Source organism: Azonexus sp., from assembly GCF_049652925.1.
Taxonomy (GTDB): domain Bacteria; phylum Pseudomonadota; class Gammaproteobacteria; order Burkholderiales; family Rhodocyclaceae; genus Azonexus.
Genome location: NZ_JBASFI010000002.1, coordinates 128,324 through 146,077, shown reverse-complemented (window position 1 = coordinate 146,077; position 17,754 = coordinate 128,324). Strand labels below are relative to the sequence as shown.

General features: G+C 59.6%; 15 protein-coding genes. 6 read left to right on the top strand and 9 right to left on the bottom strand.

Annotated features, from left to right (window positions below; all coding sequences use genetic code 11):
- The first annotated feature begins 275 nt into the window (after positions 1–275).
- Both WBK19_RS00865 and WBK19_RS00860 read left to right on the top strand, forming a co-directional pair.
- On the top strand, positions 276–2,705 hold the full coding sequence (locus WBK19_RS00865) for a sensor histidine kinase (RefSeq protein ID WP_511286062.1): 2,430 nt from the start codon (positions 276–278) through the stop codon (positions 2,703–2,705).
- Positions 2,678–3,337 (top strand): response regulator transcription factor, encoded by a 660-nt coding sequence (locus WBK19_RS00860; RefSeq protein WP_511286060.1) that lies wholly within the window; start codon positions 2,678–2,680, stop codon positions 3,335–3,337. The genes WBK19_RS00865 and WBK19_RS00860 overlap by 28 nt, the downstream gene beginning before the upstream one ends.
- A 20-nt stretch (positions 3,338–3,357) precedes the next feature.
- On the opposite strand, the gene WBK19_RS00855 is transcribed toward WBK19_RS00860, so the two are convergent.
- The 3 genes from WBK19_RS00855 to clpB are packed head-to-tail and all read right to left on the bottom strand — an operon-like array spanning position 3,358 to position 7,442.
- Positions 3,358–4,164 carry a DUF1684 domain-containing protein gene (locus tag WBK19_RS00855; protein WP_511286058.1) on the bottom strand — a complete coding sequence of 269 codons (807 nt, stop codon included), beginning with the start codon at positions 4,162–4,164 and terminating at the stop codon, positions 3,358–3,360.
- Between the two features lie 43 nt (positions 4,165–4,207).
- Positions 4,208–4,804, bottom strand: coding sequence for a hypothetical protein (locus WBK19_RS00850; protein WP_511286056.1), 597 nt, complete (start codon positions 4,802–4,804; stop codon positions 4,208–4,210).
- A 52-nt stretch (positions 4,805–4,856) separates the two neighbouring features.
- The gene (gene clpB / locus WBK19_RS00845) at positions 4,857–7,442 is read right to left on the bottom strand and encodes an ATP-dependent chaperone ClpB (protein WP_511286054.1); all 2,586 of its coding nucleotides are present in this window, start codon (positions 7,440–7,442) and stop codon (positions 4,857–4,859) included.
- A gap of 189 nt (positions 7,443–7,631) precedes the next feature.
- Between clpB and WBK19_RS00840 the strand changes: the two genes are divergently transcribed.
- Positions 7,632–9,266: a methyl-accepting chemotaxis protein gene (locus WBK19_RS00840; RefSeq protein ID WP_511286052.1), complete on the top strand. Its 1,635-nt coding sequence runs from the start codon at positions 7,632–7,634 to the stop codon at positions 9,264–9,266.
- Between the two features lie 42 nt (positions 9,267–9,308).
- Here the strand turns inward: WBK19_RS00840 and moaE are convergent, their stop codons facing one another.
- From moaE to WBK19_RS00815, 5 genes are all read right to left on the bottom strand, one after another.
- The gene (gene moaE, locus WBK19_RS00835) at positions 9,309–9,761 is read right to left on the bottom strand and encodes a molybdopterin synthase catalytic subunit MoaE (protein ID WP_511286050.1); all 453 of its coding nucleotides are present in this window, start codon (positions 9,759–9,761) and stop codon (positions 9,309–9,311) included.
- A 2-nt stretch (positions 9,762–9,763) separates the two neighbouring features.
- Positions 9,764–11,338, bottom strand: coding sequence for a peptide chain release factor 3 (locus WBK19_RS00830; protein WP_226498453.1), 1,575 nt, complete (start codon positions 11,336–11,338; stop codon positions 9,764–9,766).
- A 63-nt stretch (positions 11,339–11,401) separates the two neighbouring features.
- The gene (locus WBK19_RS00825; RefSeq protein ID WP_511286048.1) at positions 11,402–12,133 is read right to left on the bottom strand and encodes a DUF2189 domain-containing protein; all 732 of its coding nucleotides are present in this window, start codon (positions 12,131–12,133) and stop codon (positions 11,402–11,404) included.
- Between the two features lie 126 nt (positions 12,134–12,259).
- On the bottom strand, positions 12,260–13,105 hold the full coding sequence (locus tag WBK19_RS00820; protein WP_511286046.1) for a D-hexose-6-phosphate mutarotase: 846 nt from the start codon (positions 13,103–13,105) through the stop codon (positions 12,260–12,262).
- A complete protein-coding gene (locus WBK19_RS00815) occupies positions 13,089–13,430 on the bottom strand; it encodes a DUF3301 domain-containing protein (protein WP_226404888.1) in 342 nt (113 codons plus the stop codon). The genes WBK19_RS00820 and WBK19_RS00815 overlap by 17 nt, the downstream gene beginning before the upstream one ends.
- Positions 13,431–13,518: 88 nt before the next feature.
- Between WBK19_RS00815 and WBK19_RS00810 the strand changes: the two genes are divergently transcribed.
- Both WBK19_RS00810 and WBK19_RS00805 read left to right on the top strand, forming a co-directional pair.
- Complete coding sequence (locus WBK19_RS00810; protein ID WP_511286044.1) at positions 13,519–15,045, top strand: cyclic-di-GMP receptor FimW-related protein; 1,527 nt, start codon at positions 13,519–13,521, stop codon at positions 15,043–15,045.
- A gap of 22 nt (positions 15,046–15,067) precedes the next feature.
- Complete coding sequence (locus tag WBK19_RS00805; RefSeq protein ID WP_511286042.1) at positions 15,068–15,913, top strand: 23S rRNA (adenine(2030)-N(6))-methyltransferase RlmJ; 846 nt, start codon at positions 15,068–15,070, stop codon at positions 15,911–15,913.
- A 4-nt stretch (positions 15,914–15,917) separates the two neighbouring features.
- On the opposite strand, the gene WBK19_RS00800 is transcribed toward WBK19_RS00805, so the two are convergent.
- On the bottom strand, positions 15,918–16,274 hold the full coding sequence (locus WBK19_RS00800; RefSeq protein WP_511286040.1) for a nucleotide pyrophosphohydrolase: 357 nt from the start codon (positions 16,272–16,274) through the stop codon (positions 15,918–15,920).
- Positions 16,275–16,457: 183 nt separating this feature from the next.
- Between WBK19_RS00800 and WBK19_RS00795 the strand changes: the two genes are divergently transcribed.
- Positions 16,458–17,702 carry a diguanylate cyclase domain-containing protein gene (locus WBK19_RS00795; protein ID WP_511286038.1) on the top strand — a complete coding sequence of 415 codons (1,245 nt, stop codon included), beginning with the start codon at positions 16,458–16,460 and terminating at the stop codon, positions 17,700–17,702.
- The last annotated feature ends 52 nt before the right edge of the window (positions 17,703–17,754 follow it).

The window sequence follows — 17,754 nt, the reverse complement described above, 5'->3', positions numbered from 1 at the left end:
CCAAGCTTTTTCGGACTACGGGCTTTACAGATTTTGCTCTGCGAATTCCAGGCTAACCATCGGGGGTAGGTAGATGAATTATTACGAAATTCCTTATGGCATTCGTTGTCGAATGATGAACCGGAGCACGCCGACGACTCGTAAACCGGGAAACTCAATTCCATATAAGGTAAATCGTTATAACCAACACCACTTTGGCTGATTGATAGCGGCAGCCAAAATTACATAATTGAGAGTTTGCCAAGGCCCCCAAAATAAATTACGGAGACAGGTCAATGGTTGCTCCAACCAGCGACGACATAGCTTTCAACGCACATGCAACAGCCTCGCGAGGGGTAGTTGGTGTCGTGTTAACCTACGTCCTCGTTGCCGGCTTGTGGGTTGTACTGTCAGACTGGCTAATGGCCCTGGTTACCGGGAGTCCATATCACTTTGCCCTGTGGAATATTGCCAAGGGCCTGCTCTTCATCGGCGTGACGGCAACCTTGCTGTATGCGATGCTGATCCGCTTACTCGAACGGCAGGCCACTCGCGACAAGACTTTCCACAGCCTTATCGAGCACGCCAAGGACAGCATTCTCTTGTGCGACGCCGGGCTGAGTATTGTTTATGCCAACCCGGCAACGCAGAAAATCACCGGTTATAGCGCGGATGAACTGCTCGGGCGCCCCGTGAATGCGATCCTGTCGGACAAATACTCCGCCCTGCTCGGCGCCCATATTGCGGCGCTGGCCCGCCATCCCTTCATCCGTCAGGAATGGGAAATCCGGCACAAGGAAGGCTGGCACATGCATATCGAGGTCACGACCCAGCGCTTGCCCGATGGCAGCTACCTGGCCATGGGATCGGACCTGACCGAAACCCGCCGGGCGCAAAAGAAAGCTGACGAAGAACGCCAGCGCCTGCGTGCCCTGATTCGCTCGATGCCCGACCCCGTGTGGTTAATGGATACAGAGGGCGTGGTCATCACCTGTAATCCCGCCTTTGAAAAACTGCTCGATCTGCCGGCGGCCGCGGACCTGCCCCGACCACCCAGCGAATTCGCATCGTTTATCAAGACTCAACTGCAGGCCGGTGCGAACGCAGCCCAAATCACGCTCAACCACACGCATTGCCATCCGGACGGTACTCTCTCCCATTTTGAAATCACCAAAAGCCCGGTTTTCGACACCCTTGGTGAATTGATCGGCGTTGTCGGGATTGCCCGAGATGTCACAGCCGCTTATCAGAACCGGGAAGAACTGGCAGCCAGCGAAAGACGTTTCCGCACCCTGTTCGACTCGGCTACCGAAATGATTTTCGTGACCGATCTGGAAGCGAATTTCCTGAACGCGAACAAATGCGCCTGTGACAAGCTTGGTTACACCCGTGACGAACAACTGACCATGCGCGTCATGGATGTCCATACGGATACAACCTTCGATGATTACCAACGGCTTTGGAACTCCGATGCATTCAGGGCGGGCCAAGGTGTCATCCGGCGCGGCACTGATCGCAGAAAGGATGGCACAAGCTTCCCGGTCGAAATTCTGGTTAATCGTTTTGAACTCGATAACCAGTTGCTTTCAATGACGATTGTGCGCGACATAACCGAACAAAAGCGGTCCGAAGACCTGGTTCGGGCCAGCGAGGAATTCAATCGCGCAGTACTCGATGCATCGGCCACGCAGATGGCGGTGGTAGACAAATCCGGCAAGATTGTCGCAGTCAATGACGCGTGGATCCGGTTCACTCGTGAAAACTCCGATGCACCAATTGACGAACTCAAAACAGGTGTTGGCAGCAACTTTTTTGAGGTCTGCCGTCATTGCGCGCATCCTGATTCCGAGCAGGCACAAGCCGCACTGGCCGGGGTTCAGGCCGTGCTCAACGGAGAATCGGTACGCTTTTCGATTGAAAGCGCCTGCATTACACCAAAGCGCGAATTGTGGTTCATGATGAACGCAGCCCCCTTGAAGCTGGGCGCCGGTGGCGCCGTCATCACCTACGTGGACATCAGCAGCGTCAAGCAGGCGCAAAAGCTGCAGGAGCGACTTACCCGGCAATTGCAGGCCATGGCGAGAATGCATCAGGATATCCAGGAGAAGGAGCGCCATCACCTCTCCATGGAACTGCATGACCAGATTGGCCAGGCGTTGGCCGCCCTCAAAATCTCGCTGGCCAGCGCCTGGTTGCATGTGGACGAAAAACAGGCAATCCAGAAAAGATTGACTTACGCGCAGGAAGTCATCGATGGCATCGCGCAAACGACGAGGGATATTGCCCGCCGCCTGCGGCCACCCCTGCTCGACCAACAGGGGCTTCGTTCGGCGCTGGCTTGGCACATCCGCAACCTGACGCTGCCACCTAATGTTTACGTCCGCTTCGAACAGGAGATCGATGCCCTGCGTTTTTCCGAAGCTGTCGAACTGGCCTGCTTCCGCATCGCTCAGGAGGGCATCACCAATGCGCTGCGCCACGCCGAGGCGGCCGAGGTCGTGGTGCGCATCAGCTGCACGCCGGACCACATTCACCTTTCCGTTCAGGACGACGGCAAGGGTTTTGATGTGGACATTCGACTGGACGAAAGCGATGAGCAGATCTCGCTGGGCCTGATAGGAATACGCGAACGCATTGCCAGTCTCGACGGACATTTCGAGATTGATTCCCAACCGAATAATGGAACGAGGGTATCAGCATGCCTGCCAAGAATAGCCCGAGCGTGAAGCCCATCCGTATCGTCCTGGCCGATGACCATCACCTGGTCCGCGCCGGACTCATGGCGCTCCTCAACAACCATGCCGAATTCGAGATTGTCGGCAACACCAGTCTGGGCGCTGAAGCAGTGCAGCTCATCAACGATACGCAACCCGATGTCGTGTTGCTCGACATTGCCATGCCCGGCATGACGGGATTTCAGGTGCTGGCCAGCCTGCGCGAGCAGGGCTGTCAGACCAAGGTGATCATGCTCTCCATGCACGCCGACCAGGAGCACGTCAATTCAGCGATGGGACTGGGCGCCGACGGCTATGTCGTCAAGAACTCGGCGCCGGAGGAACTCGTTCTCGCCATCAAGAAAGTCCTTTTGGGTGGCATCTGGCTACCCGCTTCGATCTCCCACCAGATGCTGGAAATCTATCTTGAGCATGTGCGCAAATCCAGCGACCTGACTGGCCGCCAAGCCACCGTGCTGAAAATGACGGTGGATGGCATGCGCACCAAGGAAATCGCCTTTGCCCTAGACATCAGCGTCAAAACGGTGGAAACCTATCGCACGCAGATGATGCAAAAGCTGGGCTTACAGGATATCCCCAGCCTGGTTCGCTATGCCATCCGCAACGGGCTGGCCGAACTGTAATTGGCCTGGGCAATCGGCGCTCAGGCCGGCTTGACCCACTTTTTTTCGCCGGCCATGACTGGAAACGGCAACCAGTTTTCCGGTGGCGGCAGCGGACAGGTGGCGAAGGGCGTGAAGGCGCAGGGCGGGTTGTAGGCACAATTGAAATTCAGGCGAATTTTCCGGTTGACCGTGGAACCTGCCATTTCATCAAGAATCGGCGGCGCCGTCTTCAGAAAGCGGCCGGCACCGTAGCTTTCCTTGCCGCTCGTCCGATCCCGGAAAACAAAGAAAACCTCATTGTCGCTGACCGCCATCGGCAACAGCGTCACCGTCTGCCCGGCGACTTCAAACACGGCCTGATGGCTGACCTCGACGACTTTGAGATCGCCGCTGACGTTTGGTACTTCCATGCTCATCGGCGGAGACAGCGCCTGCCACTCGGCCTCGATCTGCCAGGACGGATCGAAGTCGAAATAGTCCAAGCCGTTGAAAGGCTGGTTCAGCGCCCAGTCGCCGTCGCGCACACGGGCCGCGATACGGTTCTCACGGTCAACCGGAAAAAACGACCAATTTTGAAAATCAACGACGGTCGGCCGGCCGGCGATATCGGTCTGCAACTCACGGTCCTCGCCGTTTATCGGCTGCCAGATCACCCGCCCATCCTGCCAGAGCAGATCGCCGAGATGCGCCGGGCCGCCGGGCAAGACAACAACCGAGCCCTCGGCGCTGCCGACGCTGTTCAGCCCTGGCTCCAGCCAAAACAGCCCGCGCATGCCCAGCCAGCTGTCCGACCCGGCCAGCTCGGCATGGCGGCGGGCCTGCCAGTCGTTCAGGTCATCCCACATTTTTCAAATCCTCGTTATCCATGTTTGTTGAAACGAAACAGGGCTATACATCGGCAGTAGCCAACAACTGGCGGAACCATTGCAGGTCTTCGGCCAGCCATTCGGGCGAAGCATCACGCAGACCCCGGAAGGGCAATTCGAGCCCACGGCGGCGCAATTCGGCCTGCAGGGCCAGCATGAAAATACCCGACTCGTCACTCAGCGTACTCGCCGCCTGATGCACCGCACAGCCCGGGCTGCGCGGGTTGCCGCCCAGCACAGCGAATGGCGTGAAGCCCTGTTCGGACAACTCGACAATTCGCCCGACCACCGACACCGCGAGTTCGGCGCAGGCTTGTCGACCGGCCGGCGTATCGAGCGCCTGACGGATGCTGGTGCCGGGCGGACGCTGACGCTTGAAGCCAAGCGCAGCGATCTCCGGGCAGGACATCTGCATGATGCCGATGCCGTTTTCGTGGCACAGGCGCAGGAATTCAAAGTTCATCGCCGGGCAGTTGGCCGCCCCCTGATCACGCACGTTCTGGTTCAACACACAGTCGATCACCACGACGAATCGACCGCCGCGCACATCATGCAGAGGTCCGGGCGGATGCTCGGGTTTGAACACGGCGAGCAGGGATCGCAGCGATGGCAGGCTCATGGCCCGATCATGTCACTGAACGGGCCACGGGCACAATCTGCACGTCCGCGCTTCAATCCTTGACGAAACGAATCACGCCGCTCGCGTCACAACTGACGCGGATGACATCCTTGGCGGCGAACTTGCCTTCGAGGATGGCCTTGGCCAGCGGATTCTCGATCTGCTGCTGGATCGCCCGCTTGAGCGGCCGGGCACCGAACACCGGGTCGAAGCCGGCCTGCGCCAGTTCGGCCAGCGCGCTGTCCTCGACGAGGATGCCCATGTCGAGCTGAGCCAGCCGCTTTTCGAGATAGCCGAGCTGGATCTTGGCGATGCCGGCGATATGCTTTTCGTCCAGAGCGTGGAAGACGACCACTTCGTCGATCCGGTTGATGAATTCCGGCCGGAAGTAGTTCTTGACCTCAGACATCACCGCCATCTTGATCACGCCGTAATCGTCGCCCGCCATCTGCTGGATCATCTGGCTGCCGAGGTTGGAAGTCATGACGATGACCGTGTTCTTGAAGTCGACCGTGCGCCCTTGGCCGTCAGTCATCCGGCCATCATCGAGCACCTGGAGCAGCACGTTGAAAACGTCCGGATGCGCCTTCTCGACTTCATCGAGCAGGATCACCGAGTACGGCTTGCGACGCACGGCCTCGGTCAGGTAACCGCCCTCCTCGTAGCCGACGTATCCCGGCGGCGCGCCGATCAGGCGGGCGACCGAATGCTTCTCCATGAACTCGCTCATGTCGATGCGGATCAGGTGATCCTCGGCGTCGAACATGAACTCGGCCAGCGCCTTGCACAGCTCGGTCTTGCCGACGCCCGTCGGGCCGAGGAAGAGGAAAGAGCCGTACGGACGGTTCGGATCGGACAACCCGGCGCGCGAGCGACGAATGGCATCACCAACCAAACGCACCGCCTCATCCTGCCCGACAACCCGCTTGTGCAGGCGATCTTCCATATGCAGGAGCTTTTCGCGTTCGCCCTGCATCATCTTGCTGACCGGAATGCCGGTCGCCCGGCTGACCACCTCGGCGATTTCCTCGGCACCAACTTGCGTGCGCAGCAGGATGTTCTTCTTGCCCTCGCCTTCGCCAGCTTTTTCGGCCGTCTTCAACTGCGCTTCGAGTTGCGGCAGCTTGCCGTATTGCAGCTCGGCTACCTTGTCGAGCTTGCCTTCGCGCTGCAAGCGGGTGACTTCAGCCTTGAGCTTGTCGATTTCTTCCTTGATATGCGCCGAGCCCTGAACCTGGGCCTTTTCGGCCTTCCAGATTTCTTCCAAGTCGGAATATTCCTTGGCCAGCTTTTCAATTTCCACTTCGATCAGGCCGAAACGCTTCTTCGAGCCTTCGTCCTTCTCGCGCTTGACCGCTTCGCGCTCGATCTTGAGCTGGATGATGCGGCGGTCGAGCCTGTCCATGACTTCCGGCTTGGAGTCGATTTCCATCTTGATCTTGGCCGCTGCTTCGTCGATCAGGTCGATCGCCTTGTCGGGCAGGAAACGGTCAGTAATGTAGCGGTGCGACAACTCGGCCGCGGCGACAATGGCCGGATCGGTAATGTCGACACCGTGGTGCAATTCGTACTTCTCCTGCAAGCCGCGCAGGATGGCGATGGTGCTTTCCACCGAAGGCTCGTCGACGAGCACCTTCTGGAAACGACGTTCGAGCGCCGCATCCTTCTCTATGTACTTGCGATATTCGTTGAGCGTCGTGGCGCCGATGCAGTGCAGCTCGCCACGCGCCAGTGCCGGTTTCAGCATGTTGCCGGCGTCAATGGCACCCTCGGCCTTGCCGGCCCCGACCATGGTATGCAACTCGTCGATGAACAGGATGATCTGCCCGGCTTCCTGCGAAACCTCTTTGAGCACGGCCTTCAGCCGTTCCTCGAATTCGCCGCGGTACTTGGCGCCGGCCAGCAGCCCGGCCATGTCGAGGACCAGGACCTTCTTGCCCTTAAGCGTTTCCGGCACTTCTCCGTTGATGATGCGCTGGGCCAGCCCTTCGACGATGGCCGTCTTGCCGACACCCGGCTCGCCGATCAGCACCGGATTGTTCTTGGTCCGGCGTTGCAGAATCTGGATGGCACGACGGATTTCATCATCGCGGCCGATTACCGGGTCAAGCTTGCCCTGCGCAGCGCGCTCGGTCAGGTCGATGCAGTATTTCTTGAGTGATTCGCGCTGGCCTTCGGCCTCCTGCGAATCGACACCCTGCCCGCCACGCACGGCCATGATCGCGGCTTCCAGCGCCTTGCGGGTCAGGCCATGCTGCTTGGCCAGACGACCGGTTTCGTTCTTGTCCTCGCAGATGGCGAGCAGGAACATTTCGCTGGCGATGAACTGATCGCCACGCTTCTGGGCTTCCTTGTCAGTCAGGTTGAGCAGGTTGCCCAGATCGCGGCCGATGGACACATCGCCACCATGGCCCTCCACCTTCGGCAAACGCGTCAGCGCCTGTTCCAGATCCTTGCGCAGGCCCGCCACATTGGCTCCGGCCCGACCAAGCAGCGAGGTCGTGCCACCGTCATCCTGATTGAGCAGGGCGAGCAGCAGGTGTTGCGGTTCGATGAATTGCTGGTCACCACCAATGGCCAGACTCTGGGCATCGGACAAGGCTTGCTGAAACTTGGTCGTGAATTTGTCGAGGCGCATTTTGATTCTCCCGTTACAGATATTCCAATATCAAGCAGATATGGACTTTTCCGAAAATTTCAACCCGTAGCCCGAGGTTGATTTTATGTATCGACACCATCAAAAATTCCATTAGCATGAAATATTGGTGGTACGCTTATATTGCTACATTTGAAGTATTCGATAAAAATGACACGCGGAGGATAAAAAATGGCCAATCAGGGAATGAGCCTACGCGGCAAGCTGCTTGCCATGACTGCCATAACGGTCATCGCACTTGCCGTACTGTTTTCGGTCCTGCTCATTAACGGCAAGAGCCAGATGCTGGAAGACCGCGAGGCCAAGGTACGCAACCTGGTCGAAGCGACACATGGCATTCTGACTTTCTACGAGCAGTCAGCTCGCGACGGAAAAATGTCGGTTGACGATGCAAAGGGATTCGCCGCAGCAGCCATCCGCACCATGCGCTACGACAAGGTCGAGTATTTCTGGATCAATGATCTTCAGGACATCATGGTCATGCACCCGATCAAGCCAGAACTTGAGGGAAAGAAACTGGACCAGATCAAGGACAAGAACGGCAAGCTTCTGTTCGTCGAGTTCAACAACACAGTCAAGACCAAAGGTTCGGGCTTTGTCGATTACCTCTGGCCCAAGCCGGGCTCCGAGGAAGGGGTACCGAAGATTTCGTTCGTCATGGGTTTTGACCCCTGGGGCTGGGTAATCGGTTCCGGCATCTATATTGATGATATCGACACCAAGTTCCGCGGCGATGCCATCAAGCTTCTGCTCTGGGGTCTGGGCATCGCCGGCTTCATCGCCATTTCGCTGCTGCTTCTGTCGAACAACATCATCAAGACCCTGGGTGGCGACCCGGCGATCGCCTCGGCCATCACCAAGCGCATCGCCGCGGGTGATCTGGCAACCCCGGTAGACTGCCCGGCGGACGACAAAGACAGCCTGCTCGCCAACATCCGCACCATGCAGGAAACCCTGCGCACAATGATCGCCAGTATCGTTTCCAACGCGGAACAGGTGGCCAGCGCAGCCGACCAGCTGCTCGGCGCATCCGAACAGGTGGCCGTACGGGCCAGCCAGCAGAGCGATGCAGCCTCTTCGATGGCCGCCTCAGTTGAGGAAATGGCCGTCAGTATTGATCAGGTCAAGGAAAACGCCAGCGAAGCACACAGCATTTCGCAAACAGCCGGCGAGATATCTGAAGATGGCGCGGCGGTGATCCACAATGCCGCCAGCGAAATGCGCAAGATTTCCGATGCGGTACAGGCATCTTCACAGATCATTGAAGACCTCGGGCACCAGTCCGACCAGATCACTTCCATCGTCAATACCATCAAGGAAATCGCTGACCAGACCAACCTGCTGGCGCTCAATGCCGCCATCGAGGCCGCCCGCGCCGGCGAACAGGGGCGCGGCTTTGCCGTCGTCGCCGACGAAGTGCGCAAGCTGGCCGAGCGCACCGCAAATTCGACCAAGGAAATTGGTGAGATGGTCGCCAAGATCCAGAACGGCACACGTAGCGCGGTGAGCAGCATGCAGGATGGTGTCCGCCAGGTTGGCAATGGCGTCGAGCTGGCCAACAAGGCGGGGGACTCAATTAACCTCATTCGGGATGGCGCCATGCGCGTCACTGTTGTGGTCAACGGCATTTCCGATTCGATTTCGGAACAGAGTATGGCCAGCAATGAAATAGCCCAAAAGCTCGAAACGATTGCCCAGATGTCCGAAGAAAGTGCTATCGCTGTTCACCACACGGCCGACGCCGCTCGCCAGCTACAAGCCCTGTCGAACGCCTTGCATCAGACGGTGGCGCAGTTCAAGACCTGATCAGCGAACGGGTTTTATCCGGGGAGCTTCGGCTCCCCGTTTTTATTTCTGCCAGCGTGCCGCCGCGCTGTCGTCGGCGTCGCGGGCATCGACCCAGCGGGCGCCTTCCGGCGTCGCTTCGCGCTTCCAGAACGGAGCGCGGGTCTTCAGGTAATCCATGATGAACTCGCAGGCGGCGAAGGCTTCGCGACGGTGGGCGCTGGTCACGGCGACAAGCACGATCTGGTCGCAGGGCTTGAGCGACCCGACGCGGTGGATGACCAGCGCATCGTAGATATCCCAGCGGCCTTTGGCTTCGGCGACGATTGCCTCGAGCGCCTTTTCGGTCATGCCGGGATAGTGTTCCAGCGTCATTTCAGCAACGCTGGCCCCATCGTTCATGTCACGGACCAGACCGAGAAAGCTGGCCAGCCCGCCGATCCGGGGGTCAGCCGCGCGCAACGCCAGCAACTCGGCGCCAAGATCGAAATCGGCTTCCTGAACCCGGACTGTCATGCTCAGATTACCTCGCGTGCTTCCATGAAACGTAGCTTGGGATACTTCTCTTTGACCATGTTCAGATAAACATTGTTCGGCGCCAGATAGACCGGATCGTCAGCCCCGTCGAGGGCGACGTTGGCGCTGTAGCGGTCGGAAATCTGCCGCAGTTCGTCAGCATCGCCATGAATCCAGCGTGCCGTCGCGCAGTTGTACGACTCGAAAATAACCTGCACGCCGTATTCGTGCTCCAGACGGCTGGCCACCACGTCGAACTGCAGCGTGCCAACCGCGCCGAGGATCAGGTCGGTGCCAGAGAGCGGCCGGAAGAGCTGCGTCGCGCCCTCTTCCGCCAGCTGCTGCAAGCCCTTTTGCAGTTGCTTGATCTTGAGCGGATTGGCAATGCGGGCCAGACGGAAGTGTTCCGGCGCGAAGGACGGGATGCCCGTGAAACGCAGCTCTTCGCCTTCGGTGAAGGTTTCGCCGAGGCGAATAGTGCCGTGGTTCGGGATGCCGATGATGTCGCCCGGATAGGCTTCGTCGGTCGTGCTGCGGTCACGCGCCATGAAGGTGATGGCGTTATTGACCGAAAGGAACTTGCCGGCGCCGCCCTGCTTGACCTTCATGCCACGCTCGAAGCGACCAGAACAGACACGCAGAAAGGCAATGCGGTCACGGTGCTTGGGGTCCATGTTGGCCTGAATCTTGAACACGAAACCGGAGAATTTCGGCTCGTTCGGCGCCACTTCGCGCGTCGTGGATGGCCGGGCAATCGGCGGCGGCGACAGATCGACAACGGCGTCGAGCAAACTCTGCACGCCGAAGTTGTTGACCGCCGAACCGAAGAAGACCGGCGACTGCTTGCCGCTCAGATAGGCCTCGGCGTCGAAGGCATGCGAAGCGCCACGGACCAGTTCGATGTCCATGCGCAGTTCGTCGGCCTGGGTGCCGATCAGCTCGTCTAGGCGCGGGTTGTCGAGGCCCTGGATGATCTCGGCCGTGCCCTTCTCGGCCTGCGGATCGAAGAAGGCGATGGCGTCGTCGTAGAGGTGATAAACGCCGCGGAAACGCTTGCCCATGCCGATCGGCCAGGTCATCGGCGCACACTGGATGCCAAGCACCGACTCGATTTCGTCGAGCAGGTCAATCGGCTCCTTGCCTTCGCGGTCGAGCTTGTTGATGAAGGTCAGGATAGGCGTGTCGCGCATGCGGCAGACGTTGAGCAGCTTGATCGTCTGGGCTTCGACGCCATTTACCGAGTCGATGACCATGACGGCAGAGTCGACAGCCGTCAGCGTGCGGTAGGTATCTTCCGAGAAGTCCTCGTGGCCCGGCGTATCGAGCAGGTTGACCATGCATTCGCGGTAAGGAAACTGCATGACCGACGAGGTCACCGAGATGCCGCGCTGCTTTTCCAGTTCCATCCAGTCCGAGGTCGCATGGCGCGATGCCTTGCGGGCGCGCACTTCGCCTGCCACCTGGATGGCGCCGCCGAACCACAGCAGCTTTTCGGTCAGCGTCGTTTTACCGGCGTCGGGGTGAGAAATGATGGCAAAGGTACGCCGGCGGGCAATTTCAGTGTCGAGGGGAGTCACGGCTAGGCTTGGAAATGCGGAAAGGCAGCAATTATACCTTTGCCACCCGGCAAGCACCGGCGTTCAGGAAACGGGTAGCGCTTGCCGATACAAGGCCCGACTGGCGTAAGCCATCCACGGTAGCGTCAGCGGCAGGAGGGGCAAAAGCAGCACGCTGCCGATTGTCACGGTCGACAGGAAAAAAGCCCAAAAAAAGGAAGGCATGAAATTAGCGAAAACAACGCGCACGCTGAGCACGACGGCCTCGACCAGCCCGGCCCGGCGCTCGCAGAGCAGCGGTACGGAAAAGGCTGCGACACAGTAGAGCAACAAGGCGACAAACAGACCGGAAACTCCGGCCCAGAGCATAAAGGACAGCACATTGGCGTTGGCCGGCAGCAGCTTGTCGAGCCACACCGGGGTCGCCCCGACCATGTAGGCGTAGAGAATCGCGGCGTCGGTGACGAAGATCATGAAGAGCAGCGCACAAACCAGCGCCAGCGCCCACAACGCCCGGGACGCCCGAGCAAAGCCGCTGATGATACTGGCCGGCCCGACCGGCTCACCGGCTTCGAGCGCCCCGGCGATGCCGAAAAATCCGGCCAGACTGACCGGGCCGATCAGCATGAAGGCGCCCGCAGCGGCGATGATGAATGGCGTCCAGCCCTGAGCCAGCAGACCACCCATGATCGCCAGGCCGCCGAGCGTAAAAATGAGGGCGTAGCCGATGCTAATGCCGCGCGTCGCATTGGCTATGCGCCAGCCGTCAGCCAGAGCGCGTTGCAGGCCGCCAACGGTTAGAGGGGAAAGGGTCATGGCTCGTCCGGTCGAAAAACAGCCACCCCGGCGGGATGGCTGCGCTATTGACCGAGACTACCGAAAAGCCGCCCTACCCTGCCCTAATGCAAATCAAATTTGCCGGGCAGGATTAAAGCCGAGCGGTCAAACGACAACCAGCGTCTGCCGTCCGTACCACTCCTCGCCGGCTGGCAGCGTGATCGGGCGGGTGGCCGCCGCCTCGACGCAGAGCATGTGGCGCCAGCCATTGGCCGGCATGTCCTTGAGTTCGGCACAGCGGTCGACAAACGGGTTCCACACGACAACATCCGGGAAACCCTGATTCTGCATGGCCAGGGTCTGTTTGCCGCTATGCAGCAGCTGCGGCCGCTTGGCGTTGAAATAGACGCGGTCGACTTCGCGGTCGACCGTCAATTCGGGGCGGGATTCAAGGGCGCTCCGGTCATTATCGAGGGAGTCGCAATACTCAAGCCCTTTCACCCCTTCCAACACTGCCTCCTCGACCTGCGCCACGCGCAGATAGGAGTGCAGCGCGCCGGTAAAGGAAAGCGGCGCGCCGCCGGTATTGGTAACGCCCAGCTCGATGTCGATGCGGTCGGCTTCGACCATCAGCGTCAGTTCGGCATGGAAGGCGTGCGGCCAGAGGGCCAGCGTGGACTCGTCGCTGGTGATTTCCATCGTGACCAGCGCAAAATCGTCGCCAGTCCGCTCGCTGCTGACCGACCATTCGCGGGTCCGCACGAAGCCGTGCTTGGGCAGATCGCCGCGTTCAGCAAATTGCGGAAAACAGATGGGAACGCCGCCGCGAATGGCGACGCTGCCATCGAATACGGCCTTGTCGGACAAAAACAGGCGCTCCTTGCCATCGGGCGGCACCCACGACAAAACCTGCGCTCCCAGTTTGCTGATGACGGCAGTGGCGCCGCGCGGGCCATTCAGGCGCAGGGCTTCAATACCGTGGAATTCGATGGTTTCAATGGAGGGTTTCATGGGTGTTCGGAATCACGTAAAGGTGGGGACGGACATGCAGGAACTCGACATCGTGGCCCAGCAGCGTAACGCTGCCGGAACGCCGGTCGTTCCCGGTATCGCTATATTCGAAGGAGTAAACACGGCGCAGTCTGAGCCGCCCGGCGTCGTCGCGGGCCAGACGCACCGAGGTGCCAACAACGGTTTCATCGAGAAACTGCAGACCGTCGTCCTGACAGGCAGTACGGGCCGCATTGACGCCGATTTCACGCGTTTTCAGGCTATCCAGCCAGAACCAGACGCCGACGGCAGTCAGGGCAAGAAACAACACTTCGCTCAAATTCATCGCCCAAGTATACGTAAAGTGGAAATACTGCACAGAAATTCCGGCGAAATTACCGGATAATCCGCATGTCAAATTTTTCCCAGTGATCATGGAATCTCCGCTGCAACTGCTACGCGAGCTTTTCCCATTCGGCCAAGCCAGCGCCGAACAGAAAAGTGCTGCCGCAGTTCGTGGATTACTGGATACGGTAACCGGCTTGTCACCGCAGGAAACCATTGCCAAGCTGGCCGGCACCGTTCTGCCCAGCATCAACGGCCAACCCAATCTGCACATGCGCTTCAAGCTGCTTGAAGACGTCAGGCTGGAAGCCGAAGAAGCCCTGCCGGTTCTCGAAAAGCTCATTGGCCAATCCGTATTACCGCTACCGCTCAAGGCCGCCACCTCGGCACTGCAGGCCGACAATCTTCTCAAAGGCCTGGCCATCGCTTACACGGGCATTGCCCGTGGCATTCAGAATGGCCATTTCAACGAAGGCTTGAGTCATCTGCTGCATCGCAGTGCGCAACGCGCGATGGCCATTATCGCCCGTCGCCAGTTGCTGGCTTACCGCGCCTACGCCGCCCCCTCGGCAAGCTCCTGGCTGGCCTTGCACGAGCTTTACAAGATGGTGCGCGGCCAGCGTTCCAAGCCGCTCAACGGCGAGACAGCACCGGTCGAGCACGAATACCTTGGCGCCCTGCTTTTCGCCTATCTGGAACCAACCAAACTGCCCCGGGCCGAGCTCGACATCATCAACACCTGTACCCGGCAACTAGCTGCCTACGCGCTGATCGGCGAAGTCACGCCGGAAACCGGCAGCGGCAAAACCGCCGACGCCTGCTTCCTGGTTCGTACTGATGAAGGAAACCCGGGGTACCCACTGATGCGTCTGCCCTCAGGTACCTCGACCTTCGGCAGCCTGCTCATCGACTGTACCCAGGTCATCACCGCCCTTGACCGAAACATCACGCGCCGCCCGGGCAAGACCATCGATCCCGATCTCGATGCTACGCCAGCCCTTTTGCAGATGCTGCGCGTCGCCATTGGCGGCAAGAGTTCCCGCCGTTTCAGCCGGACCCGTTTTCGCCCGCGCGGCGACCTGGTCAGCGGCTTTGGCGCGGTACTCAGCTTCCTCGACGGCAACACCTTTTCCCGCCGCTCTGTAGACGCCTCTTCCCGCTACGATGGCCGTGATTACACGTCCAGCGAATGGGCCATGATCGATGAAAGCCCGGACGGCTTCCTTCTTCGTTTCATCAAGGGCGAAAAGCGCAACCTCGGTGCTGGCGACCTCGTTGCCCTGCAGCCGCGTGAATCGAGCAAGATTCACGTTTGCCTGGTTCGCCGTATTTCGTCTTCGCAAATTCGCCTCGAAGTCGGTTTGCAGCTGATGTCGCCGCAGGTCAGCGTGGTCGACATCGTGGCCGAAGAAACACCGGATCAGCGCGCCGTATTCCTGCACAACCTGCCGGCCTACGGCAAGTTTTCGGGCCTGATAACTGCGCCCGGCGCCTACCGGACGGGTCAAAAAGTCATGGTCAAATTACCGGGACGTTCGCTGCATCGACAAATCGGGACATGCATGGAAGCCAATGAGGGGCTAGAATTCTTCGCCCTAGACCGCCTCCCGGATTAAGGGCCTAACAGGCTCCCCCCAAATGCTCAGCTATCGCCATGCTTTTCACGCCGGCAACCACGCCGACGTGCTGAAACACCTCATTCTGATCGAGATCGCCCAATACATGGCCGAAAAGCCGGCGCCGTTCTGGATCATCGATACCCACGCCGGGGCCGGGCGTTATTCGCTGGATTCAGCCCACGCCACCAAGCTGAGCGAATACCGCGATGGCGTCGCCCGTCTCTGGGAAGCCAAGGGGTTGCCCAAGGCGGCGCTCAATTACCTCGATTTCGTCAAGATGCTGAACCCGGATGGCCAGTTGCGCCATTACCCGGGTTCGCCTTGGCTCGCCCGCCAGCTGCTGCGTGACAGCGACCGTCTGCGGCTTTATGAAATGCACAGCACTGACGGCAAGCTGCTGATGGAATGCTTCAAGGGCAGCGGCCGCGAGGTGGCGATCACCGACGGCGACGGTTTTGCCGGCCTCAAGGCCATCCTGCCGCCGCCACCGCGCCGGGCACTGGTCCTCATCGATCCGTCCTACGAAACCAAGGGCGATTACACGGCCGTCATCAAAACCCTGCAGGATTCGCTGAAACGTTTTTCCACCGGCACCTACGCGCTGTGGTATCCGATGCTCGGCAAACCGGAGTCCCGCCAGCTGCCGGAAAAGCTCAAACGACTGGGTGCGGCCAACTGGCTGCACGCGACGCTGGAAGTCAAGGCACCATCGCGCGATGGCTACGGCATGCACGGCAGCGGGATGTTCATCATCAACCCGCCATGGACGCTGGAAAAGACCCTGCATGACACGCTGCCAACGCTGGCTACCCTGCTCGCCCAGGACGCCGGCGCGAAATACACGCTGGAGAGCGAGTCAACCTAGCGAATCAACGTAGCTCGGTGTATTTGGCCCGCGAGCCATAGGCTTTTTCGACCGGGTATTTCTCGGCATTTTTAGCTAGCTTGGCACGGGCCGCGGCGGCGAGATCGATGCCCGCCGTATCGGCGATAAGCAGCAGGTAGAGCAGGATATCGGCGCATTCGTCGCGCAGGGCTTCGGCAGCTTGTGGATTGGCCGGCAGCGCTTCCACCTCGGCATCGCTTTTCCATTGGGTCAGCTCCAGCAACTCGGCCGCTTCGAGATTGAGCGAGGTAATGAGATTGCGCAACGTGTGGAACTGCTGCCAGTCGCGCTCATCGCGAAACGCCCGCAATGCCACGGTCAACGCCGAAAAATCGCTCATTTTGAAATCCTTTCGCTAGAACGCTGATCATGCCAGCCCGGCCCGAATGCGGCAATGCAAGCGGTTCGGAAGCGGGGAACCTTCACCGGCTCTGCGCAATCCAATTTCCTGTAGTTTTCGCGAACGTCGGCGCTGTAAACCGGAGTCCCCAAGCTGGACGGAGGTATTGCGTGGTCACGGCTGATGCGGGTTTTTGAGAAAATTTTTGAAGCGGTTCCCGATGGCTTGCTGGTGGTCGATGCAGCAGGCCTGATTCTGTATGCGAATGGTGCGCTGGAACGTCTGTTCGGCTACATCCCTGACGAACTGATCGGCCAGCCGGTCGAGCGCCTGACGCCACACCAGCTGGCCTCGGTGCATACCGCCTATCGCGAACACTACCAATCAGCGCCAAAGGCTCGCGCAATGGGCGCAAGCAGCGACCTGCTCGGCTGCCGCAAGGATGGCAGCCTGTTTCCGGTTGACGTCATGCTCTCGCCGCTCGATATCGGCGACCGGAAGCAAACCCTGTGCGTCGTGCGCGATGCCACGGCGCGCAAGGAGATCGAAGAAAAGCTGACCATCGCCAACACGGTCTTCCAGTCAACCCAGGAAGGCATCGTCGTGACCGATGTGAATTGCCGCATCATCGCGGTCAATCCAGCCTTCGAGATGGCCACTGAATACAGCAAGAAGGAATTGCTTGGCCAGCACATGCGCGTGCTGCGCTCGGGGCGGCACGACGATTTTTTTTACCGCCGGATGTGGGACTCGATTCTGAGCACCGGGGAATGGCAGGGGCCGATCTGGAATCGCCGGAAAAATGGCGAGGTTTATCACGAATGGCTGTCGATCAGCACGGTGCGGGATCGCGACGGCCGGCCCATCCAGTATGTCGGGATCACCACCGACATGGGCCGGATGAATCACGTCGAGACTGCCGTCGAGCGGCTGGCGCATTACGACGCGCTGACCGGACTGCCCAATCGCCTGTTGCTCAATTCGCGTATCCAGAAAACATGGGAACGCGCCCACCGTGACGGCAAGCCGTTCGCCGTGATGTTCCTCGATCTCGACGGCTTCAAGGCGGTCAACGACAGGCTCGGCCACCCGGTCGGTGACGAGCTGCTCAAGGTCGTCGCCACCCGCCTGCGCGAGAACATGCGCGAAACGGACACCATTGCCCGGCTCGGCGGCGACGAGTTCCTGATTGTTCTCGAAGATGTCGGGCGCGACGATATCGTCGCGGTTGCCCAGCAACTGATCGAGCGGATCAGCGCCCCCTTCGATCTCGGGCTGGCCGAGCCGGTCTGCGTCGGGCTGAGCCTGGGCTGGAGCCATTACCCGGAACATGCCGACAACGTGTCGGCGCTGATCCGCCAGGCTGATGAAGCGCTGTATCAGGTCAAGCGTTCGGGCCGCGGGGCGTGGCGGGAGTATTGCGCTTAGTTCGCAGCCGCCACGCAGGTAAAATTGGCGAATCTGACGGTCAACCGGACTT

Bases quoted from the DNA above. Each gene is read 5' to 3' on its own strand.
- WBK19_RS00865 (WP_511286062.1), top strand. From the start codon at position 276: ATGGTTGCTCCAACCAGCGACGACATAGCTTTCAACGCACATGCAACA.
- WBK19_RS00860 (WP_511286060.1), top strand. From the start codon at position 2,678: ATGCCTGCCAAGAATAGCCCGAGCGTGAAGCCCATCCGTATCGTCCTG.
- WBK19_RS00855 (WP_511286058.1), bottom strand. From the start codon at position 4,164: ATGTGGGATGACCTGAACGACTGGCAGGCCCGCCGCCATGCCGAGCTG.
- WBK19_RS00850 (WP_511286056.1), bottom strand. From the start codon at position 4,804: ATGAGCCTGCCATCGCTGCGATCCCTGCTCGCCGTGTTCAAACCCGAG.
- clpB (WP_511286054.1), bottom strand. From the start codon at position 7,442: ATGCGCCTCGACAAATTCACGACCAAGTTTCAGCAAGCCTTGTCCGAT.
- WBK19_RS00840 (WP_511286052.1), top strand. From the start codon at position 7,632: ATGGCCAATCAGGGAATGAGCCTACGCGGCAAGCTGCTTGCCATGACT.
- moaE (WP_511286050.1), bottom strand. From the start codon at position 9,761: ATGACAGTCCGGGTTCAGGAAGCCGATTTCGATCTTGGCGCCGAGTTG.
- WBK19_RS00825 (WP_511286048.1), bottom strand. From the start codon at position 12,133: ATGACCCTTTCCCCTCTAACCGTTGGCGGCCTGCAACGCGCTCTGGCT.
- WBK19_RS00820 (WP_511286046.1), bottom strand. From the start codon at position 13,105: ATGAAACCCTCCATTGAAACCATCGAATTCCACGGTATTGAAGCCCTG.
- WBK19_RS00815 (WP_226404888.1), bottom strand. From the start codon at position 13,430: ATGAATTTGAGCGAAGTGTTGTTTCTTGCCCTGACTGCCGTCGGCGTC.
- WBK19_RS00810 (WP_511286044.1), top strand. From the start codon at position 13,519: ATGGAATCTCCGCTGCAACTGCTACGCGAGCTTTTCCCATTCGGCCAA.
- WBK19_RS00805 (WP_511286042.1), top strand. From the start codon at position 15,068: ATGCTCAGCTATCGCCATGCTTTTCACGCCGGCAACCACGCCGACGTG.
- WBK19_RS00800 (WP_511286040.1), bottom strand. From the start codon at position 16,274: ATGAGCGATTTTTCGGCGTTGACCGTGGCATTGCGGGCGTTTCGCGAT.
- WBK19_RS00795 (WP_511286038.1), top strand. From the start codon at position 16,458: ATGCGGGTTTTTGAGAAAATTTTTGAAGCGGTTCCCGATGGCTTGCTG.